We start from the raw sequence: 22996 nt of genomic DNA on the forward strand, positions 1-22996 counted from the left end.
CCGGGCCGCGCAGGCCAAATGAGAGCCACACGACCAGCGTGGGCAGCCGAAATGAGAGCGACAGCCCGGGCGCCTCGACCGAAGCCTGGCCGGGCCGCGGTCGCAGGTCAATGAAACAAGTAGCCGAATTGAGCATGTGCCGATCTCTCGAACTCTCCCGCGCTCGGCAACGGCCGCGGAAACGCGATGCGAAGGTTCCCTCTGCGGCTGGGTTACTGGGCCGGCGTGGTGATGAGCTCGTCGGTGACCCACTGTGCGACGTTGGCGGGGTAGGGCGCTGGCAGTCCGAGGACGAGGTGCTGGAAGCCGGCGTCGATCGCTTTGCCGATCGCGTCCTGGGTGATGCTGGGCTGTTCGTAGGAGACCTGCAGGACGATGGATCGGGTGATCGAGGCGGGGTCGCGACCGATCTCGGTGCAGTAGCGGTCTAGCAGTGCGCTGCGGCTGACGGCGTCGTCGATGTCGCCGCCGGGGGTGTTCCACAGGTCGGCGTGCTCGGCGGCCACGCGCAGTACGGGGGCCGAGCGTCCGCCGACGAGGATCGGAGGGTGGGGGCTCTGGATGGGTTTCGGGTTGCAGAACGCTCCGGTGAGACGGTGGTAGGTCCCGTGGAAGTCGAACGGGTCGGCCTCGGTCCACAAACGCCGGATGACGGTGCACGCCTCGGCGAGGCTTCCCACGGCGTATGCCGTGTCATGGAAGGGCAGGCCGTGTGCCTCGTACTCGCGCCGGGCCAGGGGGTGGCTGGGTCGTGAACCCGCACCGATACCGAAGTCGAGCCGTCCGCCGGAGACGATGTCGACGGTCGCGGCGATCTTGGCCAGCATCGCGGGCGGGCGGATGCGGTTGCTGGTCACGAGCAGGCCGAGGCGCAGTCGTCGGGTTTGTGCGGCGAGGGCCGAGAGCAGGGTCCAGCCTTCGTAGGTCGGCCCGTTCGGGTCGCCGCCGATCGGCATGAGGTGATCGAACAGCCACGCGTGCTCGATCTCCGGGATTGTGTCTGCCTCGCGCCAGACCCGCAGGACGTCGTGGTAGTCGACCTGTGAGGGTGCGGTCATGATCCCGAAGCTGGGCCGGGGTGTTTGCGGCATAGGGCCGTCAGTCCTTTCGTTTCCGTCCGTGATCTTCTTCCCGGCGTCGTAGCCATGCGAGTGCCGTCCGGACGGTATCGACGGCCGGCCTCACCAAGTGGGCCCTCTCCTGAGCTGCCTGCGGGCGGAGCGTCTTCCCGTGTGCCCTTTCCGGGTGCGGCGACAAGACATCCGCTGCCTTGTCGCCGCGCCCGGAACACGGAAGGTGAACAATCCCATCCTGATCGTAACTATTGATAGAATGTGAGTTCACCCATTCGGGTACGCGTGGTGTCCGCTTGTCTTTACTTGGATTCGAGGCGGCCCAGGGTGCTCTCGACCGGTGCCGGCCAGGTGGAGTCCTTGAGGCCGAGGGCGTCGCGAAGGTAGGCCCACGTGAGCCGCTGGATCAGGGCAACCCGCTCGGGGCTCTCGTCCGTCGTCGCTTTGGCTTCGTAGTCGGAGATGCCGCCGAGCGAGTGCTCTGCTCCGAACAGGGTGAGCAGGCTCTTGCTGCCCGGGCTCAGGTGATACGCATCGGTGAACCAGTCCGGCCCGCGGACTGACAGTGGGGAGTCGTCCTGGTCGCCCGCGACGACGAGGGCCGGGGTGGTCATGTCCACGAAGCTCGGGCTCATGAATGGGAAGTGCTCGGCCGCGAACGGGGAAAGGTCGGCTCCGCCCCGGCCGGGCACGGCCAGCAGGACGCCCGCCTTGATCCGTGGGTCGGACATGTCCTCTCCTGGGCGGCCGTCGGCGTCGAGGACTCGCGCCCCCAGCAGGGTGCTCGCCGTCTGGGCGCCCCAGGAGTGCCCGGCCACGGCGATGCGGGTGCGGTCGAGGCGTCCAGCAAGGCCGGGGACGGACGACTCCAGCAGGTCGAGCTGGTCGAGGGTGCGCTTCAGGTCGTCGACCCGGATTCGCCAGATCAGCGGTGTGCGGGGGTCGTCGGGCGGGAGGTTCAGTGTCCGCGAGTCGAGGTGGGTGGGCTGGATGACGACGAAGCCGTGGGAGGCCCAGAAGTCGGCCAGAGGGCGGTTGTTGGTCGCCGACTGGCTGAAGCCGTGCGAGAAGACGATGACGGGCAGTTCGTGGCCGGTCGTGGGTGCGGAGACCCGTACGTGCAGATCGTCGCCGCGATCGGGGGCCGGCAGCGTGATGGGGTGTACCGAGACGACGGGTGTGGGCTCTGGCATTGGGTGCATGGTCGTTCCTTCGTGACTTGGCATTGGCCTGCCGTTCTGGCATGCTATCAATGCGGAACTCGGTTCCGTTAAAACATACGGAACACGGTTCCGTTTTACCAGGGATGTGACGGAGGTAACGTGACCGGCACCGAGTCGGGCGCCCCGCGCAAGCAGCGGGCTGATTCGCGGCGCAACGAGACGGCGCTACTGGAGGCGGCCGCCGCGGCATTCGTCGCCTCCGGAGTCAATGCGCCGGTGCGCGACATCGCCACCAGGGCCGGCGTCGGCGTCGGGACGATCTACCGCCACTTCCCGACCCGGGCCGATCTGATCGTCGCGGTGTACCGACACCAGGTCGAGGCATGCGCCGAAGCCGGCCCCGTGCTCCTGGCGCGGAGCGCCACACCGCACGCCGCCCTGGCGAGCTGGATCGACCTCTTCGTCGACTTCCTGGTCACCAAGCACGGCCTGGCTGAGGCGATGCGGTCCGACGATGCCGCCTTCCAGACGCTGCACGCCTACTTCCTCGACCGGCTCGTCCCCGTCTGCGCCCAGCTGCTCGACGCCGCAGCCACGGCGGGCGAGATCATCCCCGACATGGACGCCCTCGTCCTGATGCACGGCATCGGCAATCTCTGCATCGGCGCCGACAGCCCTAGCTACGACGCGCGCCTCATGGTCGGACTCGTCATCGCAGGCTTGCGGCTCCACTAGCGCTCAAGGAAGTACGCGGCGCGCGGTCGCCCGCAGAGACGCGGCAAGGCGGTGTCATGATGCTCCGCGAATGATGTTGCCCGGGCACCGGCACCGGCGCTGAGCGGTCCGGTCAGAGCCGATGCCCGGTGGTGGGACTCGCGGTGAGCCACTAACAGAGCCGAACATCGCCCGTCCGCCATCCGGATCTGCCGCTGACAAGACGCGACGATCGTGGACGTGCTCCCCGATCGACCGATGTGGCTGCGGGAGCCATTGCGGGCGCGACCAACCGTCACCAGTGCCGCGGCATCAGGCTCACCGTCGTCGCCGGTCCGCCCGTCGAGACCCGCCCCGGCCGACTCCACGACCGCCCAAACTCGTCAACGTCCACGGCGGGAGAGTCTCCCACTACCAACCGACACCACCCATGCCTGTCGACCCGGGCACAGTGGTGAGCAGCCGTTGCAGCGTTCCTGACCTGAGCACCCATATCGCCGCCGAACAGGTCGTTACGGGTATCGGTTGTCCGGTAAGCGTGGGGGTAGCTCCGCCTGGGCGTCGTCCCGGCTGCGGCTGTGCTGACGGCACCGGCCGATTCTCAGATGATCCTCAAGATATCCCGCCTCGACGGCCACTGGCGGCACGGCTGGTGTGTGCTGTCGCTACTGATCATCCCCCTGTGCTGGAGATTCCATGAGAGATAGACCGAAGCTGACCTTGTCCGTCCTGCTCGCCGCGACCCTCGTGGCGACCGTTGCGCCCCCGGCCAATGCGTCCGCGATCAGCTCCGGCGAGGAGCGCTTCCGGCCGGGTGTCACCTACGACCTGTCGGTGACCGACGCCGAGCGCGACGCGATCCACGCGGAAGTCGAGGCGTTGGCTGGACGTGTCAGCAGCGCGCGGGCGGGGGACGGCACCTACAACCCGCTCAGTCTGGTCGGGGCGATGCTGGACGGGTCGAGCTACGACTCCATTTCCCGAGGCGGCACGGCCGCGACGGCGTACCCCTTCCCGGTCAGCAACACCCAAGCCAACCAGAACGAGTACGACCGCAAGGTCGCCAAGCTCGCCTGGGTGGTCAAGCTGGCCACCGACCTGGGTTTCCCGGTGGTCGTCCAACGCCAGGCCGACAAGTACGTCTACGCAGAGATCGGTGACCCGAACGCGCCGGAAATGGTCATGGCGTTGAGTCACCTCGACTCGCCGACGGCGTCCGTTTCGCCGGCGCAGCTGGCGCGCTGGCGGGACGCCGATGGCAACCTCGGCACTCCTGGGGCGTACCACTCGCCCTATGTCCAGGACGGCTGGGTCTACGGGGCGGGCATTCAGGACGACAGCGGCCCGACGCTGGCGACGTTGCTCGCGGCCAAGGCGCTGCTCGAGGCGGGGCTGCCCCTTGACCGACGCATTCGCATCGTCATGGGAATCTACGAAGACGGCGGTCCCGGCACGCCCTCGACGACGAACACCGCCAACTTCCAGTCCATCCCGTACAACTCGAACCCGAGCTTCTACGACAACTGGGCGTACAAGAATCTCAATCGGGAGGAGATGCCGGTCGCGGGTTACACCTCCGACTCACGGTTCCCGGTCATCGTTGGCAACTCCGGGGCGGTGACCCCGTCGGTGTCGATGAGCTTGTCCGCAGACGGCGCCAGGGCCTTCCGGTTGACGGGTGCCACGGCCGGCGTCACCCTGCGCGAAGGCGACCCGACGCTCAAGGACATCGCCTACGGCAGCACCACGCAGATTGCCTCGCGGTCCATCTTCACCCTCGACGTGGCGGGGGCCGGCTCCGCCGAGCGCGACCGATTCGTGTCGGCGATCGTCGCTGCCGCGACCACGAAGGGTTGGCTCCCGGCTGCTCCCCGCACCACGCCCAAGGTGCAGACCACGATCAGCGGCGACTCGCTGACGCTGGAGGTCAACACCGATGTGGCGATGGAGATGCCGACCCCGCAGTACGGCAAGAATGCCGTCGTGTGGGGAATGTTCCTCCTTTCCCAGGGGCTGGGCGCATTGGGAGGCCCGGCCGCCGACCTGCAGTTGAAGAAGGCCGCCGACGGCATCGCCGACCTGTTCTTCCGCGACGGTGTCGAAGGTGAGGCCTATATCGGGAAGTACATGGACATCCCGGCGAGCCTGTTGCGCAACACGAGCAACGGCACGCCGAACCTGACCTTCGCCCTCATGGGAAACATCAATTCAGAGACCCCGACGAGCTTCTACACGGACGCCTCCGGCAGCCTCAGCATGCCGATGTATGTGCGCAGCATGCACGTCACCGCGGCTGACTCCGGCCAGGCGACGGCGGCGGTCACGGCCGCCTTCCAGGCGAAGGGGTTCACCATCGGCGACCTGGGCTCGCCCATCGGCGCCGGTTTGTACGTCACGCACGACAACCCGCTGACCGCTCTCCAGTTCAAGAGCTACCAAGCCTCGATCGACCGCAACCCGCAGGAGTTCGCGGATCCATATTCACTCAAGGACGTGGTGTATCCGCAAGGCACGACCGGTGGCACCCTGGCCAGCAGCTTCCGCAACAAGATGACTGCCTTCGGTGCCGTCATCCCGGGTAACGAGCGCTGGTGGCACACGGCCAACGAGCGGATGAAGGTCGACTCGGCAGTGCAGATGACCAAGATCATGGCCGATGGCATGTTGGAGATGGCCCGGTACTCCGGGCCCGCCGGCGCCAAGTTCATGTGGGCGGATATGCCGGGGCTGAACTCCGACCGCGCGGACCTCGACCTGCTCGACGTCACGGTCGGAACCTACAAGGACGCGTCGCCGGCTGTCGGCGCGGGCCAGTTGGGCAATCAGGCCCTGCTCGGCGCCACCTCGTTCAACATCCCGATGTGGAACGCGCGCGGCAACTCGGCCCCCACAGCGGCGGCTTTCGCACTGGGCCACGAACCGGGAGGGGTCTACCTGCCCCTGACCGACACCGAGTACCTGAACAACTCGTACGTGGCGCCGATGCGTCTGGAGTTCAAGGTGCAGCGCCCCGACCACATGTCGGACGCGGCGTGGGCGAAGTTCGTCGCCGGAGGCTACGGCAGCTTCCAGTTCAACATTCTCGTCGGCGGCGCGGTTGTGCCGCTGGCCGTTCCTGCGGGGCAGAGTGCGGACAAGTACTTCTCCTCGCGCATCTCGGCCAACAACCCCGACGCCATCTACCTGTCGGTCAACCTCGCGATCACCGATGCGCCGTACACCGGGGTGAAGCCCATCCTCGCGGATTCCAAGACGGACCTGTACACGGTCAATCCGACGTACCTGGCCTCGAACCCGGATCCCTTCCCCGGGCGCGGGGCCACCGAACAACGGGGCTTCTTCGTGTTCGGTGATGGGCAGAAGAACGCGGAGTTCTCGTCACCCGACGCGGTCTACGTGACGGTCGCCAACGCGGCCGTCGATGCGAAGCCGTCGGCGGTGGTGAAGAAGTTGAAGGGCAACACGAACGAGTTGACCATCACGGTGAAGCAGACGCGTATCGACGGCAGCGAGTCGTCTGTGACGGCCACGTACACCATCAACAACAACGCTGCGGGCACCTACACTGTCGGCGATTACAAGGTGTACGTCGACACGAAGGGCAACACCCAGGTTCGGTCGATCTCCATCGTCTGAGGCCTGTGACGCGGAAGTTCAGCACGCTTCGCGCAGCCGCGAGCGGACCGCCGCCGGCAGTGCGTCCCACCACCTGGTGGGGCGCACTGCCGGGCGTGCAACAGCTGGTCCAGCGTCCGGGTCGGGCTCAGGCGGGAAAACCGCCCGCCCGGAGCAGAGCGCCGGGGAGTTGCTTGCCGAGTCTCCGTTCCAGCCAGGAGACGGTCGAGGTGAGTTCCTCCAGGTCCAGGCCGGTGGGCAGCCCCATCCGGTCGAAGAGGTAGACGAGATCCTCGGTGGCGACGTTTCCGGTCGCCGCCGGTGCGAACGGGCAACCGCCTGTTCCGCCGATGCTGGCGTCGAGGGTGGTGACGCCCGCCTGGACTGCCGCGACCGCGTTGGCCACGCCGGTGTGCCGGGTGTCGTGCAGGTGCAGCCGCAGCGGTGTGCGGGACTGCGTGATCTCCCGGGCGAGCGTCAGCCGTTCGGTGACGTCGGAGGGTACGGCCACTCCGATGGTGTCGGCGAGGGCAAGTTCGTCCGGACCCGCGTCCCGCACCCGGGTGAGCACCTCCCGCAGCCGGTTCGGCGGGACCTCGCCTTCGAACGGGCATCCGAACGAGGCACCCACGGTAACCGTCGTGAACACCCCTGCCTCGCGAGCCGCCTGCACCAGCACTGCGGCCGTGTCACAGGCCTGGGCGGTGGTCATGCCCTGATTGCGGCCGCAGAAGGTGTCCGTGGCCACGACGACGACGTTGATCTCGTCGACGCCGGCGGTCAGCGCTCGGTCCAGGCCTCTGCGGTTCATCACCAGGCCCGCGTACCGGACGCCGTCGTGGCGGGGGAGCGCGGCCATCAGCTCGTCCGCGTCGGCCATCTGGGGTACGCGGGAGGGGTTGACGAAGCTGGACACCTCCACTCGCCGGGCTCCCGCGCGGACCGCCCGCTCGATGAGCTCCACCTTGTCGGCGGTGGTGAGGAGCGTCGCCTCGTTCTGCAGGCCGTCGCGGGGCGAGACTTCGACGATGTCGACCATGACTGTCATCGCTCCTCCGACAGGTACGCGAGGGCCCTGGCCTCGCTGATCACCTCGGCGTACTTCGCCTGCAGGTCGAACAGGCTTGCCTCGTGCGGGCCGGGTGCGCGGTCGGCCACCGCGTCGCGGACCACCAGTGGGACGAGACCGTGCTGGATCGCGTCCACCGCCGTGGCACGGACACAACCGCTCGTGCTCACGCCGACCAGCACGACGGTGTCGATGCGCTCCGCCCGCAGGGTGGAGGCCAGCGAGGTGCCGAAGAAGGCGCTGGCGTACTGCTTGACCAGCACCAGTTCATCCTCGGCGGGGGCGACCTGCGGCATCAGCTCACCCATCGCGCCACCGCCGGAGAAGAGCTGCTGAAGGGCGGTGACCTTCCGGACGAACAGGCCTCCGTCGACACCGCCGGGCCCGTACGCGACGCGGGTGTGCAGCACGGGGATCCGGTGGTCGCGGGCTGCGGCGATGACCCGGCCAGCCGAGGACAGGCAGTCCGCGGACGGCAGGCACAGTGGGCTGGCCGGGTCGAAGTAGGCCCGCATCAGGTCGATGACGAGCACCGCGGGGCGGGCGCCGGGCAGGAGCGCGCCCCCGAATCCGTCGTCGCTGCTGTCCGGTACGGGGCTCATCGGGCGACAGGCGGCCGAGGAGCAGGAAGGCCGGTCTCTTCCAGGCACCGGTCCAGGATGGTTTCCAGCGGTGGTCCCATGTCGAACGTGGGCAGTGGGTCCGGACGTCCGTGGCGCAGCTCGGCCCGTACCTCCTCGGTGGCCGCGACGTCGACGGTGCCGGCCTCGTCGCAGATCACGCCGAAGCGGCGCGCCCCCGGGGGGCTGACCAGGCCTCGGCGGACCTCGAGGCCGACGAGTTCCGGGTCGCGGGCGAGCGGGTCGCCCCACCCGCCGCCACCCCAGGTGACGAAGTGCAGCACGTCCCCGGGAGCTACGGGCACGTCGTGCACCTTGCTGCCGAGGATCTCGGTGCCGCCGTCGGCGCGTTCGAGCCACTTGCGTCCGCGCGCACCGGGCTCGCCACCGTTGACCCCCCACGGATAGGTTAGCCAGCGGTCGTCGTGGATCGCGATCGTGCCGGCCTCCAGGAACCGGTAGGCCACGTCGACGCCGTTTCCGCCGCGATGGAGCCCGGCGCCGCCGGTGTCCGCGATGGTCTCCCAGCGTTCGATCCGCAGCGGGTAGTAGGACTCCAGGTACTCGCACGGGATGTTGACGAACGACGGCCACAGCGAGTGGCCGTCCGGGCCGTCGCCCACCGGCCGGCCGGGAATCCCGCCGAATCCGATCGAGTACAGCTGGAACCACTCGCCCTTGCGCTCACCCGGCCCGTAGGTGCCCGAATACATGAAGTGCGGTGATGACGAGAAGCCGGCGGCGTTGAGCAGGCCGGGGTTCGTCTGACCGAGCAGGCCGCCGAACAGGTCGAAGACGCGACCGATGCCGTGGTTACGCGCGTTGAGGGCGGCAGGGTACTGGGGCTTCCAGAACGAATCGTCGGGGATCGTGACGTCGACCAGCGGGTAGAAGCCGTCGTTCCAGAGGATCTGCGGGTCGGCAACGGTGATCATGTAGATGCCGAAGAACATCCGGACGAGGTTCTCGTTGATGTAGTAGTTGATCGGACCCTGCGCCTGCGGGCTGCTGCCGGTGAAGTCCAGCAGCACCTTGTCACCGGTACGGGTCAGGATGAGCTTGAGCTCGTAGGGGCCGTAGCCGAGGCCGTCGTCGCAGATGTAGTCGGTGAACGAGAGGGTTTCGCCCTCCTTGAAGACGGCTCCGAGCAGGACCTTCATCGCCCGGTAGTTGCGGTCCAGGAGCTGGTCGAGCGCGGAGTTGTAGGTGTCCACCCCGAACCGGGCGCACATCTCCTGGACCCGACGGGAAGCGGTCCGGCACGCCGCGACGATGCCGTTGAGGTCGGCGCGGTTCCAGTCGGGCTTGCGCACCTGGTTGAGGATGATCCGCAGGGCGTCCTCGGCGAGCACGCCCTTGCGGTACAGCTTGAAGGGCGGTATCACCACGCCCTCCTCGAAGATGGTGCGGGCATCGGTCGGCATCGACGCCGGTGTCTTGCCGCCGACATCGGACATGTGCCCGAACATCGCCGCCCAGCCCACGATGCGGCCCTCGAAGAAGATGGGCAGCACCACGAGCCAGTCGTTCGCGTGGCTGATCGCCGCACCGCAGGAGTAGGGGTCCGACGTCAGCAGGACGTCGCCCTCCTCGATGTCGCCGTCGAAGTTGTCCAGGAAGTCGGGGATCGACAGCCCGAACTGTCCCACCATCATTTTTCCGTCAGGGTTGGCGATCAGCGGAAACTCGTCGTGCTGTTCACGGATCCCCGGCGACAGCGCGGTCCGGAAGAGCACCTCGTCCATCTCATAGCGGGCATTGCGCAGCCCGTTCTCGATCAGGTCGATGGTGACCAGGTCGACATCCACGGAGCGAAGCGGTCCGGTAGCGGTCTCGATGAGGCGTGCCATGGTCAGTTCTCCCGGTGGGTGTCGGCGGGGCGGATGAGGAGGCTGCCGCTCGGGTGCACCGCAGCCGTGTGCCCGGGCAGCACGAGGGTGGTGGAGTCCATCTCGGTGATGATCGCCGGACCGGGCACGACGTTGCCCGCTCGCAGCAGGGCACGGTCGTAGATTCCGGCTTCGACTTCGGCGCCCTCGACCCAGATGCGGTGCTGCGCCCGCAGTGCGGGGCCCGGGTCCGCGTCACCATGCTCCAGCGTGGGCGCGGCGACCTGGGGCCGGGGGCCGTGGGCGGTGGCCCGGACGGTCACCAGCTCGTGTTCGGCGTCGAGAACGAAGGAGAACAGTCGTTGGTGATCGGCGTCGAACGCCGACCGCAGGGCCGCGAGCCCACCGCCGGCCCCGTCGAAGGCGTCGATGTCGACTGCCACCGGGATCTCGAAACCCTGTCCGTGGTAGCGCAGGTCGGCGGAGTAGACGACGTGTTGCTCATCCTCGGGAACACCCTGTTCGCTGAGCGTGGCGCACGCCTTGCCCGCGAGTTCGGTGAGTACCGCGCGAAGGCTCTCGTCGGTCATTTCGGTGAAGCGACGCACCAACGTCCGCACGGACTCGTCGCGCAGATTGGTCGTCGCGTCGCCGTAGGCGCACAGCACTCCCGGTGACGGCGGAATGATCACCGGCCAGGCCCCGGTCAGTCTGCCGAGGGCGTTGGCGTGCAACGGGCCGGCGCCACCGAAGGCCACCAGCGCGTAGTCGCGCGGATCGAAGCCCTGCTGCACCGACACCAGCCGCAACGCCCCGAACATGTTCTCGTTGACGATGTCGATGATGCCCGCGGCGGCGGCCTCGACCGACTCCAACCCGGTGGCGTCGGCGATCGACTTCACCGCGGCTCGTGCCGCCGCACGGTCCAGGGTGATCTCGCCACCGGCCAGATCGGTGGGCAGGTAGCCGAGCACCACGTTCGCGTCGGTCACCGTCGGTTGCTCACCGCCCGCCGCGTACGCGGCGGGACCGGGTGCGGCACCGGCCGACTGCGGTCCCACCCGCAGCGCCTGGGTCAGCGGCGGTACGTGGGCGATGGATCCGCCGCCGGCACCCACGGTTCGTACGTCGACGGAGGTGGCGCGGACCTTGAGGTCCCCGACCGTGGTCTCCCGACCCACCCGCGGCGTGAGCCCCTGCACCAGGGCGACGTCGGTGGAGGTGCCGCCCATGTCGAAGGTCAGGAAGTCCGGGTAGCCGGCCTGCTCTGCCACCCAGGCCGCGCCGGTCACCCCGCCGGCAGGGCCGGACAGCAGCAGGTTCACCGGGTTGTCCGCGGCGACGGCCGCGGAGACCAGGCCACCGTCGCTGCGCAGGATGCACAGCCGGCCGTCCACCCCGGACTCGCGCAGCTGCGCCTCGAGGTTCGCCACGTAGCGCGCCACCTGCGGCTGAACGGCCGCGTTCGCGACGGTGGTGATGGTTCGCTCGTACTCCCGAAGCTCCGGCAACACCGAGGATGACACCGACACCGGTACGCCCGGAAGCTCCTCCGCGGACAACTCGGCCACCCGGCGCTCGTGCTGCGGGTTGGCGTAGGAGTTGATCAGGCTGACGCTCAACGCCTCGATGCCCTGCGCGCGGAGCTTGCGCAGCTTCGCACGGACGTCAGCCTCGTCGAGTTCGGTCACCACCGCGCCGTCGGCGCCGATCCTGCCGACGACCTCCACGGTGTCCTCCAGCGCCGCCAGCGGCTCCGGCTTGGGCCAGATGATCCAGCCGGCAAGGCCACCTGGCACGAAGGAACGGGCGATCTGGAGCACCTGCCGGAAGCCGTCGGTGGTGACCAGCCCAACCCGGGCGCCCTTGCCCTCGAGGATCGCGTTCGTGGCGACCGTGGTGCCGTGGAACACCTCAGTGATCTCCGACATGGGCACGCCGGCGGCCTCGCAGGCCCGCTCGATGCCGCGCAGCACCCCGATGGACTGATCCTCGGGGGTGGAGGAGGTCTTGGCCCGGTAGGTCTCTCCGGTCGCCTCGTCGATCAGCAGGATGTCGGTGAACGTTCCCCCCACGTCCACGCCGAGTCGGTAGGTCATGGTTCCTCCTCAGATGACGCCGGCGGAACGCAGCGACGCCATCGCGTCGTCGCCGAGCCCCAGCAGGTCGCGATAGATGTCCTCGTTGTGTTCACCGAGCTCGGGGCCGACGTGCCGGACCCGGCCCGGGCTGTCAGAGAGCTTGGGTACGACGTTGTGCATGGCGAACTCCCCGAGACCGGGGTGGGTCAGCCGGACTATCGCCTCCCGCGAGGCGAAGTGCGGGTCCTCGAGCATGTCCCGGGCCCTGAAGATGCGGCCTGCCGGAACGCCCTGGGCGTGCAGCCGTTCGAGCAGATCGTCGGCCGCGAGCGTCGAGCTCCATTCGGCGACCAGGCCGTCCAGCTGCTCCATCCACCGGCCTCGGGCGCCGTGGGTGGCGTACTTCTCGTCGGTGGCCAGCTCCACCCGCCCCATCGCCTCGGCGAGCCGGCGGAAGACCGTGTCCTGGTTCGCCGCGATCAGCACCATCTCGCCGTCGGCCGTCGGGTAGACGTTGCTCGGGGACACGTTCGGAAGGGTCGTTCCGGTCCGTTCCCGCTGGTAGCCGGCGATCTGGTACTCGGGGATGAGCGATTCCATCATCGCCAGTACGGCCTCGTAGATGGCCGAGTCCACCACCTGGCCTCGACCGGTACGTCCGCGCTGGTGCAGCGCCACCAGGGTGCCCAGGCAGGCGAACGTCGCCGCCAGCGAATCGCCCAGAGAGACGCCGGCCCGGGCCGGAGGGCGGTCGGGGTCGCCGGTCACGTACCGGATTCCGCCCATGGCCTCGCCGATCGATCCGTATCCGGCACGCGACGAGTACGGGCCCGTCTGCCCGAAACCGGTCACGCGGGTGACGATCAGACCGGGGTTGATCTCCCACAGCCGCTCCGGGGCCAACCCCCAGCGCTCCAACGTGCCGGGCCGGAAGTTCTCGATCAACACGTCCGCCCGCGCGATGAGCTGGCGTACCAGATCCTGACCCTGCTCGGTCCGCAGGTTCGCGGTCACGGACTTCTTGTTCCGCGCCACCACCGGCCACCAGAGCGACTTGCCGTAGGGCTTCTCGCGTCCCCACTGCCGCATGGGGTCGCCCTGACCCGGGTCCTCGACCTTGATCACCTCGGCGCCGAAGTCACCCAGGAGTTGACCGCAGAACGGCCCCGCCAGCAGCTGTCCGAGCTCGATCACCCGGATGTCGTCAAGCGGCAGTGGAGTGCTCATGAGCCCCTCATCAGTGTCTCTTTGCATGCAATTCACAGGTATGTGACTGCCGTTACAGCAAGTTGTGCTGGGAAAGTAGGCCTGCGTTCCTCGGGTGTCAATGCCCAGGAAGGTGATTGCATACAACCTGCCGTGTTGCTACGGTCCGAGCATCATGAGCGACCACACGCCACTGCGGGAGGCCGACAACGGCCACGCCGCCGACGACGCCTATCGGCTGATCCGGGAACAAATCCTGTCCGGGCAACGGTCGGCCGGCGCGTGGCTCCGCGAGGGCGAGTTGGCCGAGTCGATCGGGGTGAGTCGGACCCCCGTCCGGGAGGCGCTCAGACGGCTGACGGCGGAGGGACTGGTCCGCCACGAACGCAACCGTGGCGTGCAGGTCCAGGCGTGGAGCATCCACGACCTCGACGAGATCTTCAGCCTGCGGGCCGTGCTCGAGCCCTGGGGCTGCCGACTCGCGGCGACCACGGGCATCATCGACGTGGACGCGCTCGACGCGCTGGCCCACCGGATGGACGAGGTGGCACCGGACGGACGACCGACCGATGTGGACGAGCTCACCGAGCTGAACAACCGGTTCCACCGGATGATCCTTGAGGCGTCCGACAACAGCCGACTGGCCGGCGTCGTCTCATCGGTGATCCAGATGCCGCTCGTCTGGCGTACCTTCTCCCGCTACAGCCCGGACGCGCTGCGCCGTAGCCTGGCTCACCATCACGAACTGGTGGCGGCGCTGGCCGCGCCCGACCCCGACTGGGCGGAGTCGGTCATGCGCAGCCACGTACGCGCGGCATGGCATTCCATCCGGCTGCGAGACGGCGGCGACCGGGCACCCGGCCCGGAACTGTCGGACCAGGTCAGCACCACCGCAGGTCAACCGCCACTCTGATCATGTGGTCGGGGTCAGCGACCGCGCGAATGGCCCTCGACGCACGCGACGTGGCCCAGGGCCGCGACAGACGCGGATTCTGCTCGTCCGGCATCTGAGACACGGATCCCACGGGCGATGCCCTGACCAGCCCCTTCAGGCTGCCTGTCGGTTTGCCCCCACGGTGATCGTGGCTGGGGTCGTCAACGTCGCTGTCGCTTTGGCCAAGGTGGTTGCGGGTCTGCTCTTGGGTTCGGCGGCCGTGCTGTCGGAAGCTGCGCATTCGTTGTGACGCACCACCATAGGCACCTGGTGACCGTATGGCAGCCGACGCTTCCACCGCGGCTGGGTCAGGCCGGCGGATCGTCTCGGAAGAGGGCTTCCTTCACGCCTGGGCCGCCCCAGCGGGTGGCGACGAGCTCGAGACGAGGGCGGGTCGGCTCGGGCACCCACCGTTGTCGTCTGGTGTCGGGCGCAGGGCGGTCCCACTCGGCGATCAGCGCGAAAGGAAAGGTGGCGCCGTCGGGCTCATCGTCACACCGCTCCCGGTCAACCATCGCCGGATAGAAGCGCAGCTCCTGGGCCACCCTGCAGTCATCCGCCCGTGAGGCGACCACGGCGCCGCAGCCTTGACACGCGACGCAGGGGATCCATCCGACCACCGACCAGCAGCCTGTGTGGACACGGTCGTGGACGAAGCGTGTCCCGCGTACGTCGCCGGGTGAGAGGGCGAAGGTGCCGGTGACCTGATCACGGCCGTAGGGGGCCTCGTCGATCGCGTAGGCGCCGGGGTCCAGGAGGGGCGGGTTCACGTGGTGGCAGTCCAGGAGCGACCAGTGCGGCTCCGCCGGCAGCTCCACCAACCGGACCGGGACGCTCAGCGTGTTCCCGCAGCCGGCACACCGAAAGCGCTCCACTGCCGCAGTGTGACATCACAGCCGAGCGATGGCATCCGAGATGTGACTTCCTGGGCAGGTTGACGATCTACAACGCGCTCGATGAGAAACGGCGTGGCACCACGTCGAGCGTTAGGAAACTCTCGCGCCCGAACGGGCGCGCAGTTCAGTGTCAAGTCGGACCGAAGGTCGGCACACAAGGTCGGACCGCAAGTCGGCATTCCCAGCCACTGCGCGCTCGAGGAGTCTGAGCGCACGGGTGATGACGGGTCTGCTGCACCGGCAGGTGACCCATCAACGAGCGGTGGCGAGGAATTCGTTCTGCGCCTGCCGGAGGCGGCTGAGGTCGTTGGGGACGGGCATGACGCCGTAGCGGTCGAAAGCGTCGACGCTTGCTCCGAGCGACGGCGGCCACCGTCGCTGCCACTCGACCAGCGGCACACCTGGGCTGTTTGGGCGTAGTGGCTCGGCGAGCCGGTCGAACTCCACCCGCTGCCACTCGCGCAGCTCGTTACCACGCCGCGCGGAAGCCACCAGCGAGGCAGCGACCACGGTGGTCGTGGCCGTCTGCGGTTGGACCACGTCGCCGTTCATGATCGAGTGCCCGCCCAGCGGCAGTGCGGCGCGGTGGCCGTACCGTTCTCCGACGACCTGCGAGACGTGTCGGCAGGTCTCGCACGCCAGCCACGACCACCGGGTTCGGGTGGTCACCGTGTCCCGCACGCACAACACACACAGGTCGAGGTCACCGGCGATGTCCTGGCCCTGCCACTGCTGCTCCCACTCCGGCGTATGGGGCTGGCAGCGGCACCGCTGCTCGCGCGGGGCACCGTCGCGCAGATGCCCACAGGTCAGGCAGACCGCGAAAGGAGTCAGGTCCAGCTCTTCGAATGGCACGGTGAACTCGCTCTCCGGTGCCCGAGGCACCCGCTCTTGCCGTACCGCAGCTTGCGGTCGGCCCGGTCTTCTCCCGGAGGCACCGTGCGCGGGTGGCGCGGTTGCCGGGTCAGCAAGCCGGGAGGCTTGACGCTGACCACTCTTGACGCCCAGGAAGCATAGAGATCATCGAGGCCGGGAGCAACCCCGGCCAACACGCGGGGGAGACCTGAGCAGACGGCGGTGGCGGATCTATCCATCGGCGGCGAGTCGAAGCCGGGCAAACAGGTCGGCGACTTCCCGGGTCAGCTCATGTTCTGGGCCGTCGACGACGCAAACGTCGTCGTGCAGCGGTTGCAGCTTGTTCACGTCCTCGGCGGGCTTGTCTTCGGGGACCAGCAGTATGCCGATGTTGCGGCGCAGGTCGAGAGCCGTGGGGGAGACGTCGCCGGAGGCGGCGCGTACGTGCGTCAACACCTGCCGGAGCTGGCACGAGAGACCAACCGCAGCTGTCGATTACCGTGCACTCGACAATGCGCGGGTCCTCGCTGCTTCGCCAGGCGTTCTAATGGCTGACCGTCCCCTTCGTGGTCCGGTTGGTCCGCCGCAGGGGACCGATCGTGGCCGCATGGTCGCCGACCGGGGCTCGAAGAACGTACGTCAGGCGAGGATCGGGGGAAGCTGTCCGTGGGGGAGGTCGGGCGGGCTGCTCAGCTCCGCCAGGAGGGCGTCGACCGCGGGCCGTTGCGGCGTGCCGCCGAGGGCACGGGTGACCGCGAAGATGCGTCGCTCGGTGGTCGGCTCGACCAGTGGTTCTACGTGCACCCCGGGTGGCACGTGGCGTAGCGCCAGCTCCGGCACGAGTGCGGCGCCCAGCCCGGCCGCGACGAGGTCCAGCGTGAGCGCGAAGTCGACGGCACGGTGCCGGATGTCCGGCTCGAAGCCGGCGAGCCGGCAAGCGTGCAATGTGGACCGCAGGCAGGGCGTGTGTTCGGCGCTGGCGATCCATGGCAGATCACGCAGCTCGCTCAGCCGGCCGGTGCGACGGCGCCATTCGACCGGGGTGATCAGGTGCATCGGGTCGGTGGTGACCGGATGTCGGTCCAGGTCGTCGACGAGTGGCACGGGCACGTGGTCGTACTCCTGAAGCACCACTACGTCGAGGGTGCCGGAGCGCAGGTCGAGGCGGCTCTGTTGGTCTTCGGCCTCGATCACCCGCACGTCCAGCTCTGGGTGCTTCGCCCGCGCGCGGGCGGCGGCGGGTGCTACCAGCGCGCCGGCTGCGGACGCGAACGCGCCGACCCGTACCGTGCCGCTGACCCCGTGGCTGAGCGCGGCGAGCCCGGCCACCGCCTGCTCCACCGCGTCCAGTACGTCCTTCGCGTGGTTGGCCAGCACCTGGCCGGCCGGGGTGAGGACGATTCCGCGCCCGGCCCGCTCGACCAGCTCGTGCCCGGCTTCGCGGGACAGCTGGACGAGCTGCTGTGAGACCGCCGAGGGGGTCACGTGCAGCGCCGCGGCAGCGGCGGTGACGCTGCCGCGCAGCGCGACCTCGTGCAGCACGCGCAGGCGGCGTGCGTCAAGATCCATGTAGCCATGCTACAGCATCGATGAAGAACGTTGAACTGGTCCTTAAGTATTTTCTCGGGCAATCTGGCTGGCGTGAAAGCATCGCACCGACTTCTCGCCGTGCTCGTCGCCGCCATCTGGGGCGTCAACTTCGTCGCCATCGAGCTGGGCCTGCGCGACCTGCCGCCGCTCGTGCTGACCGCGCTGCGCTTCGTCGCGGCGGCGGTGCCGCTGGTCTTCCTGGTGCCGCGCCCCAGCGCCCGGCTCCGCTACGTGATCGCCTACGGGCTCGTGCTCGGCGTACTGAAGTTCGGCGCGCTGTTCACGGCGCTCGCAGCCGGCATGTCGGCCGGTCTGGCCTCGCTGGTGCTGCAGGCGCAGGCGCTGATGTCGGTGCTGCTGGCGGCGGCAGTGCTGGGCGAGCGGCCGGCGCGGGCGCAGGTGGCCGGCGTACTGGTCGGATCGGTCGGGATCGGGGTGTTGGCGATCGATAGCGGCGGCCACGCTACGGTGATCGGCTTCGTGCTGACGCTGTTCGCGGCGGCCAGCTGGGCCACGGCGAACCTGGTCATGCGGGCCAGCGGCGAGACGCGGCCGCTCTCGCTGCTGGTCTGGTCGAGCCTTGTGCCGCCGTTGCCGCTGCTCGGCCTCGCCGGCGTGGTCGACGGCGGACAGACGGTGCTGGATGCGATCACCGGCTTGTCGTGGCGCGGGCTCCTCGCCGTGGTGTACATCGCGTACGTGTCGACCCTCGTCGGCTTCGGGATCTGGAACCGGCTGATCGCCCAGTATTCGGTCGCGCGGGTGGCGCCGTTCAGTCTCCTGGTGCCGGTCTTCGGGCTCAGCGCGGCGTGGCTACTGCTCGACGAGCCCGTCGGCGCGACGGAGCTTGCCGCGGCCGCCATCATCCTCGCAGGGCTGGCGCTGGTGGTCCGGCGCTCCACTGCGGACGGCAAGAACGCCACGGCCGAGAGCGAGGGCCTCAAGTGTGTCGGTTGACCGGCACCGCCACCACGTCCTGGCGTGACCAACGGTGACCCAGCCGACGCTGCTGGCCCTGCTCACCGAATCGGCGCCGGCGCCACCGTCAAGGACACCGAGAATCTCCGCGCCAAGCTCAAACGCCTCGTAGCCCGCCAGATCCGCACCGAACCCGAAGCCGAACTGTTCACCCTGGCCCCGCCGATGACCTCGGCGTAACCCCATCAGCAGGGCCTCCGAACGAACCGCCAAGCCCGCATCAGACAAAGGCTCCCGAACCACCCTCTCAGGTCGTGGAGGCCGAGGCCGTCTCGCGGACCAGCGTGACAGCGCTGCGGTTGGCGGCCGGAATGATCAGCGCCGATGCGACGAGCCCGGCGACGGCGATGCCCAGCCATCCCCAGAAGCCGAAGGCGATGACCAGGCCGGAGAGCGCCGCCGGGCCGATGATGTTCTGCGTGATCACGTGCAGGTCGAACGCCCCCAGGTACTCGCCCTGAGCGTGCTCGGGGGCGAGGCCGAACGCGAGCCCCCAACCGGAGGCGGCCTGCATCACCTCGGCCACGGAGAGGATCAGCACGGCGGCGACGATCGCCACGGACGCCAGGACCACGTTGTCGTCGAGCGCGGTCACCGCCAGGACCGCGCAGCCGCCGGCCAGCCAGTAGCCGGAGCGCCGGGCGAGCCGGCCGGCGCCGTGCACGGTGTCCGCGCCCCGGCTGGCCCGTACCTGGAACAGGATGACGAACGCGGTGTTGATGATCAGCAGCAGAGGAATCAGGAAGTGCGGCAGGTCGGTGCGGTTGAGCGCCCAGAGCGGCATCGTCACCAGGATGATGCTGACGTGCGAGGCGAGGATCGTGGAGACGCCGATCACTGCGAGGAAGCGTGGGTCGCGGACTGCGGCGAAACGTTTGAAGCCCACCGGTGCGGGACGCGGCGGCACGTCAGGCAGGCGGGTGACGAGGAGCGCGGCGCCGGCCATCAACGCGGCAGTGGTGAGGGGGATCAGCACGAGCAGCCGTTGGCTGAGGGCGGCGACGGCCGCCACGCCGATACCGATGCTGAATCCAATGTTGAACACCGACCGCATCATGGCCTTGAGCTTCACCCGCTCCTCGGCGGGCACCAGGTTGCCGATGAGGGCCCCGTTGGTCGGGCCGGTGCCGTACTCGAGGAAGCCGACGGTGACCACCAGCGCGAAGAAGGCGGTCGCGCTGTCGACAAGGCTGTAGAACCCGAATCCGACCGCCAGCGTGGCGAACAGGATGACGAGCAGGCGGCGGGCGCCCACCCGGTCGGCGATCACACCGAACAGGACCGACGAGAGGAAGGCGGACAGGCCGGCGGCAGACAGGCCCAGGCCCACCTGCCGGGCGTCGAGTCCGACACGCAGCGTGAAGTAGACGACGCTGCCGCTGAGGAAGACTCCCTTGCCGATGGACTCGGCCAGTCGGATCGCGATCAGCTTCCTGCGGAGCGGGTCGGTCGGTACCAGGCCGGCGACAACGTCCGTCACTCGTGACAAGGGCATGGGTCAATCCTGACGACGGTGGTGTCCGGCGGACAGGGCGACAGGTGTAGGGCGTACGGGACGACGTCCCGGATCGGCCGGGAAATTCTCCCGTGGACTCCCGGGGTCGGCGGCACGTCGACCGCCCGTGAGGGGTCCGCTGTGGACGGCTTCGTCAGGGCCAAGACGGAAAGTCTGGTTCGGTTTTTCGATGCGTCAAAAGGCTGACCGAGCCCGTTCCCGGGATCACTTCTTGTGTTGTTCTGTTGGCCGTGAGTAGATGTTCATCACGACGCGGGGTCGGCGCTACCGCGGCGTTTCCCCGCGCGACTAAGACACCGCGGGCCGTTCGGACGGGGTGAGGTGGATAGATGGTCAGCGTTGGCTCGGTCTCGGAACTGACTCGGAACATGAGGCGGTATCCGGAGGAAGTCACGGCGGAGACACAACCGGACGCGGTGACGGTGGTCCTGGCCGACGCTCAGCCGGTGGTGCGCAGGGGCCTGCACGCCCTGCTGTCGCCGTCGGCTGAGGTCGCCGTGACAGGTGAGGCGGCGTCCGCGCGGGAGGCGTTGGCGCTGGCCACCGCCACACGTCCCGACGTGCTCGTTCTCGACGTCGAGCTGCCGGGGTTCCAGGCGGGGGTGACGATCCAGGAGATCAACCGGGTGTCGCCCTCGACAGCGGTACTGGTCTTCACCGCGGTCGAGGACGAACACGCGATCCTCGCGGCAATGTGGGCGGGCGCCCGGGGCTACGTGCTCAAGAGCTGCCCGGGCGACGGCATCGTCCGGACGATCCGGGGCCTCGCGACGGGTGAGGTCATCCTCGGCCCCCGGGTGGCCGACAAGCTCATCGGGCAACTGAGCCTGGAGCCCCGCAATCAGCAGCTCTTCCCGGAGCTGACAGCCCGCGAGCGGGAGGTGCTGGAATTGATTGCCTCGGGTATGCGCAACGTCGCGATCGCCGCGAAGCTGAATCTGTCCCCGAAAACGGTCAGCAATCATATTTCCATCATCTTCAGCAAATTGAACGTTTCTGACCGGTACGAGGCGATCGAGGTCGCCCGCCGGGCGCGGTTGGGGCGCCCCGGGCCGCCCGGCTCCCATTCACCATTGGTGCCTGGTGGCAGCGTTCTGCTCACCGGCAGGCGTGGTGTCGTGGCGCCGGGCGCGGCCGCGTACGCCGGCGCGCGGTCGGTGCGGCGGTGAGCGGGATGAACCTGGACCTGGACGCGATCGCCAACCGACTGGAGCCACGGTTCGGCCGGGCCGCGCACCGCTGGGTGGGCACGCTGCGCCAGCGGCTCGACGACCTCGTCGAGCAGTGGGAGTTAACTCTCGGTGACCCGCTCAAGTCCGGCAACTCCTCAGTCGTGTTCCGGTGCGTGGGCCCGCTCGGTGACGCGGTGCTCAAGCTGTCCCCGGACAGCTACGCCGTGCGGGAGGAGGTAGACATGCTGCGCCAGTTCGCCTCCAGCGGACGGGTGCCGGCGGTGCGGGAGTCGGCCAAGGGCGCCGTCCTGCTCGAAGCGATCCACCCCGGCACCCTCGTGGAGAAGATGCCGCAGCCGCCCTCACCGCGGGAGTACGCCGCCTTCCTCACCGATCTGCATGGCGCGGGCGACCCGGCTGCCGCGCCCCGTCAACTGGCGGACTGGATCGACGTGCTGTTCAACTCGGCGACGCGCCGGGGCGCCGACCTGAGCGGGTCCAAGCGGCTGCGCGACGACCTGTTCGCGGTGCCCACCGACACCGTGCTGCTGCACGGGGACCTGCACCTCGGCAACGTGCTCCACGGCGGAGGCAGGGGCCTGGTGGCGATCGACCCGATGGCGTGCGCCGGTGACCCCTGCTTCGACGCCGTGGACTACGTGCTGGAGGGTCTGGACCGAGCGGAGATGGTGCGCCGCCGCGACGAGCTGGCGAGCGCAGCCGGCATCGACGTGGGCCGGCTCGACGCCTGGTGCCGGGTGACGGCCCCGATCGGCGCCACGTACGTCAGCAATCCCGTGCACTCCGCCGAGCTGGCGGCCTTCGGGCGCGGCGAGTACTGACCGGCCGACCACCGCCCCGGTCCGACGGCAACCCGCGTCGGGCCGGGGCCGCGCCATGCCCGGGGACCCGCGTCGACGTGTCGCCGACGCGACCGGGAGCTTTTCCTGGTGAGGCAGGAGAACGTGCTCTGCCGCGCGGGACGTGCCGGGCCGCACGATCGGTGCATGGTTCGTACCGGTCGTGCTTCCTTCGCCCAGGAACGCCTCTATTTTCTCGATCAGCTCCAGCCCGGAAACCCGGCGTACGTGGTGGCCTTCGCGGTGCACCTGCGCGGTGCGCTGCGACCCGAGGCCCTCTGCACGGCCCTGACCCGGGTGGTCGCCCGGCACGACGCGCTGCGCACCACGTTCGCGGTGGTCGACGGTGTCCTCACCCAGCGGGTGTCGTCGACGCCCGCTGTGGACGTCGACATCACCGCCGACGGGTGGGTCGATCGTGCCACCCAGGAGGCCCACCTGCGGACGCTCGTCGCCGAGCAGGCCCGGCAGCCCTTCGACCTCGCCGACGGGCCGGTGGTACGGGCCTTCCTGCGCTCCTGGGGCCCGGACGAGCACGGCCTCGCGGTGCTCGTGCACCACATCGCCTGCGACGGATGGTCGGTGGGTCTGCTCCTGCGCGACCTGGCCGCCGAGTACGACGCCACTGTCGACGGGTCGGTGGCCGCCTACGACGAGCCCGCCGGGTCCTACCTGGCGTACGCCGAGCGGCAGCACGAGACGTGGCGGCGGGACAGCTCGGGCCTCGAGTTCTGGCGTGCGGCGCTGGTCGACGTGCCACAACTGGCGCTGCCCACCGACTTCCCCCGCCCGAGCGTGCTCGGCACCACCGGCGCGGTGCTGCGC

General features: G+C 68.9%; 20 protein-coding genes and 1 riboswitch. Of the genes, 8 read left to right on the forward strand and 12 right to left on the reverse strand.

Annotated features, from left to right (window positions below; translation table 11 throughout):
* Nucleotides 1-212 precede the first annotated feature (212 nt).
* A complete protein-coding gene (locus DLJ59_RS05285; protein ID WP_244235831.1) occupies nucleotides 213-1058 on the reverse strand; it encodes an LLM class flavin-dependent oxidoreductase in 846 nt (281 codons plus the stop codon).
* A gap of 317 nt (nucleotides 1059-1375) precedes the next feature.
* Entirely contained in the window at nucleotides 1376-2275 is a 900-nt protein-coding gene (locus DLJ59_RS05290) for an alpha/beta hydrolase family protein (RefSeq protein ID WP_124771383.1), read from the reverse strand.
* 120 nt (nucleotides 2276-2395) lie between these two features.
* On the opposite strand from DLJ59_RS05290, the gene DLJ59_RS05295 reads away from it, so the two are divergent.
* Nucleotides 2396-2971: a TetR/AcrR family transcriptional regulator gene (locus DLJ59_RS05295; RefSeq protein ID WP_124771384.1), complete on the forward strand. Its 576-nt coding sequence runs from the start codon at nucleotides 2396-2398 to the stop codon at nucleotides 2969-2971.
* Nucleotides 2972-3646: 675 nt separating this feature from the next.
* Nucleotides 3647-6586 (forward strand): M20/M25/M40 family metallo-hydrolase, encoded by a 2940-nt coding sequence (locus DLJ59_RS05300; protein WP_124771385.1) that lies wholly within the window; start codon nucleotides 3647-3649, stop codon nucleotides 6584-6586.
* Nucleotides 6587-6713: 127 nt separating this feature from the next.
* Here the strand turns inward: DLJ59_RS05300 and DLJ59_RS05305 are convergent, their stop codons facing one another.
* Genes DLJ59_RS05305 through DLJ59_RS05325 form a run of 5 tightly spaced genes read right to left on the reverse strand, consistent with a single transcriptional unit; the run spans nucleotide 6714 to nucleotide 13391 of the window.
* A complete protein-coding gene (locus DLJ59_RS05305) occupies nucleotides 6714-7613 on the reverse strand; it encodes a hydroxymethylglutaryl-CoA lyase (protein ID WP_124771386.1) in 900 nt (299 codons plus the stop codon).
* Nucleotides 7610-8236, reverse strand: a complete 627-nt coding sequence (locus DLJ59_RS05310) for an isochorismatase family protein (protein WP_124771387.1) — start codon at nucleotides 8234-8236, stop codon at nucleotides 7610-7612. Before DLJ59_RS05310 ends, DLJ59_RS05305 begins: the two co-directional genes overlap by 4 nt.
* Entirely contained in the window at nucleotides 8233-10104 is a 1872-nt protein-coding gene (locus DLJ59_RS05315; protein WP_124771388.1) for a hydantoinase B/oxoprolinase family protein, read from the reverse strand. The genes DLJ59_RS05310 and DLJ59_RS05315 overlap by 4 nt, the downstream gene beginning before the upstream one ends.
* Before the next feature lie 2 nt (nucleotides 10105-10106).
* A complete protein-coding gene (locus tag DLJ59_RS05320) occupies nucleotides 10107-12182 on the reverse strand; it encodes a hydantoinase/oxoprolinase family protein (protein WP_124771389.1) in 2076 nt (691 codons plus the stop codon).
* Between the two features lie 9 nt (nucleotides 12183-12191).
* Nucleotides 12192-13391, reverse strand: a complete 1200-nt coding sequence (locus DLJ59_RS05325) for a CaiB/BaiF CoA transferase family protein (protein ID WP_088949051.1) — start codon at nucleotides 13389-13391, stop codon at nucleotides 12192-12194.
* Nucleotides 13392-13545: 154 nt separating this feature from the next.
* On the opposite strand from DLJ59_RS05325, the gene DLJ59_RS05330 reads away from it, so the two are divergent.
* Complete coding sequence (locus DLJ59_RS05330; RefSeq protein WP_158630785.1) at nucleotides 13546-14283, forward strand: GntR family transcriptional regulator; 738 nt, start codon at nucleotides 13546-13548, stop codon at nucleotides 14281-14283.
* A 329-nt stretch (nucleotides 14284-14612) separates the two neighbouring features.
* On the opposite strand, the gene DLJ59_RS05340 is transcribed toward DLJ59_RS05330, so the two are convergent.
* The 4 genes from DLJ59_RS05340 to DLJ59_RS05355 form a co-directional block, all read right to left on the reverse strand.
* A complete protein-coding gene (locus DLJ59_RS05340) occupies nucleotides 14613-15122 on the reverse strand; it encodes a hypothetical protein (protein WP_244235833.1) in 510 nt (169 codons plus the stop codon).
* Between the two features lie 330 nt (nucleotides 15123-15452).
* Complete coding sequence (locus DLJ59_RS05345; RefSeq protein ID WP_244235834.1) at nucleotides 15453-16055, reverse strand: hypothetical protein; 603 nt, start codon at nucleotides 16053-16055, stop codon at nucleotides 15453-15455.
* Between the two features lie 27 nt (nucleotides 16056-16082).
* Nucleotides 16083-16203: riboswitch (SAM riboswitch) on the reverse strand.
* An 83-nt stretch (nucleotides 16204-16286) separates the two neighbouring features.
* The gene (locus tag DLJ59_RS05350; protein ID WP_208648562.1) at nucleotides 16287-16511 is read right to left on the reverse strand and encodes a hypothetical protein; all 225 of its coding nucleotides are present in this window, start codon (nucleotides 16509-16511) and stop codon (nucleotides 16287-16289) included.
* A gap of 183 nt (nucleotides 16512-16694) precedes the next feature.
* Nucleotides 16695-17624, reverse strand: a complete 930-nt coding sequence (locus DLJ59_RS05355) for a LysR family transcriptional regulator (RefSeq protein ID WP_124771394.1) — start codon at nucleotides 17622-17624, stop codon at nucleotides 16695-16697.
* A 72-nt stretch (nucleotides 17625-17696) separates the two neighbouring features.
* On the opposite strand from DLJ59_RS05355, the gene DLJ59_RS05360 reads away from it, so the two are divergent.
* Nucleotides 17697-18602 (forward strand): EamA family transporter, encoded by a 906-nt coding sequence (locus tag DLJ59_RS05360; protein WP_124771395.1) that lies wholly within the window; start codon nucleotides 17697-17699, stop codon nucleotides 18600-18602.
* Between the two features lie 24 nt (nucleotides 18603-18626).
* Nucleotides 18627-18803, forward strand: a complete 177-nt coding sequence (locus DLJ59_RS36240) for a hypothetical protein (protein WP_158630786.1) — start codon at nucleotides 18627-18629, stop codon at nucleotides 18801-18803.
* Between the two features lie 67 nt (nucleotides 18804-18870).
* Here DLJ59_RS36240 and DLJ59_RS05365 read toward each other — a convergent pair whose 3' ends face one another.
* A complete protein-coding gene (locus DLJ59_RS05365; RefSeq protein WP_124771396.1) occupies nucleotides 18871-20118 on the reverse strand; it encodes an MFS transporter in 1248 nt (415 codons plus the stop codon).
* A 389-nt stretch (nucleotides 20119-20507) separates the two neighbouring features.
* On the opposite strand from DLJ59_RS05365, the gene DLJ59_RS05370 reads away from it, so the two are divergent.
* The 3 genes from DLJ59_RS05370 to DLJ59_RS05380 form a co-directional block, all read left to right on the forward strand.
* The gene (locus tag DLJ59_RS05370; protein WP_124771397.1) at nucleotides 20508-21308 is read left to right on the forward strand and encodes a LuxR C-terminal-related transcriptional regulator; all 801 of its coding nucleotides are present in this window, start codon (nucleotides 20508-20510) and stop codon (nucleotides 21306-21308) included.
* A 5-nt stretch (nucleotides 21309-21313) separates the two neighbouring features.
* Nucleotides 21314-22153, forward strand: coding sequence for an aminoglycoside phosphotransferase family protein (locus tag DLJ59_RS05375; protein WP_244235835.1), 840 nt, complete (start codon nucleotides 21314-21316; stop codon nucleotides 22151-22153).
* A 165-nt stretch (nucleotides 22154-22318) separates the two neighbouring features.
* On the forward strand, nucleotides 22319-22996 hold a 678-nt coding region (locus DLJ59_RS05380), incomplete at its 3' end, for a condensation domain-containing protein (RefSeq protein WP_148096931.1).

Origin of the sequence: Micromonospora inaquosa, from assembly GCF_003857055.1 — a bacterium.
In the GTDB taxonomy this organism is placed as follows: domain Bacteria; phylum Actinomycetota; class Actinomycetes; order Mycobacteriales; family Micromonosporaceae; genus Micromonospora; species Micromonospora inaquosa.

Excerpts from the sequence above, each read along its gene's own strand:
- DLJ59_RS05365 (WP_124771396.1), bottom strand. The coding sequence starts at position 20,118 with ATGCCCTTGTCACGAGTGACGGACGTTGTCGCCGGCCTGGTACCGACC.
- DLJ59_RS05305 (WP_124771386.1), bottom strand. The coding sequence starts at position 7,613 with ATGACAGTCATGGTCGACATCGTCGAAGTCTCGCCCCGCGACGGCCTG.
- DLJ59_RS05355 (WP_124771394.1), bottom strand. The coding sequence starts at position 17,624 with ATGGATCTTGACGCACGCCGCCTGCGCGTGCTGCACGAGGTCGCGCTG.
- DLJ59_RS05315 (WP_124771388.1), bottom strand. The coding sequence starts at position 10,104 with ATGGCACGCCTCATCGAGACCGCTACCGGACCGCTTCGCTCCGTGGAT.
- DLJ59_RS05375 (WP_244235835.1), top strand. The coding sequence starts at position 21,314 with ATGAACCTGGACCTGGACGCGATCGCCAACCGACTGGAGCCACGGTTC.
- DLJ59_RS05325 (WP_088949051.1), bottom strand. The coding sequence starts at position 13,391 with ATGAGCACTCCACTGCCGCTTGACGACATCCGGGTGATCGAGCTCGGA.
- DLJ59_RS05330 (WP_158630785.1), top strand. The coding sequence starts at position 13,546 with ATGAGCGACCACACGCCACTGCGGGAGGCCGACAACGGCCACGCCGCC.
- DLJ59_RS05285 (WP_244235831.1), bottom strand. The coding sequence starts at position 1,058 with ATGACCGCACCCTCACAGGTCGACTACCACGACGTCCTGCGGGTCTGG.
- DLJ59_RS05310 (WP_124771387.1), bottom strand. The coding sequence starts at position 8,236 with ATGAGCCCCGTACCGGACAGCAGCGACGACGGATTCGGGGGCGCGCTC.
- DLJ59_RS05320 (WP_124771389.1), bottom strand. The coding sequence starts at position 12,182 with ATGACCTACCGACTCGGCGTGGACGTGGGGGGAACGTTCACCGACATC.
- DLJ59_RS05300 (WP_124771385.1), top strand. The coding sequence starts at position 3,647 with ATGAGAGATAGACCGAAGCTGACCTTGTCCGTCCTGCTCGCCGCGACC.
- DLJ59_RS05290 (WP_124771383.1), bottom strand. The coding sequence starts at position 2,275 with ATGCACCCAATGCCAGAGCCCACACCCGTCGTCTCGGTACACCCCATC.
- DLJ59_RS05370 (WP_124771397.1), top strand. The coding sequence starts at position 20,508 with ATGAGGCGGTATCCGGAGGAAGTCACGGCGGAGACACAACCGGACGCG.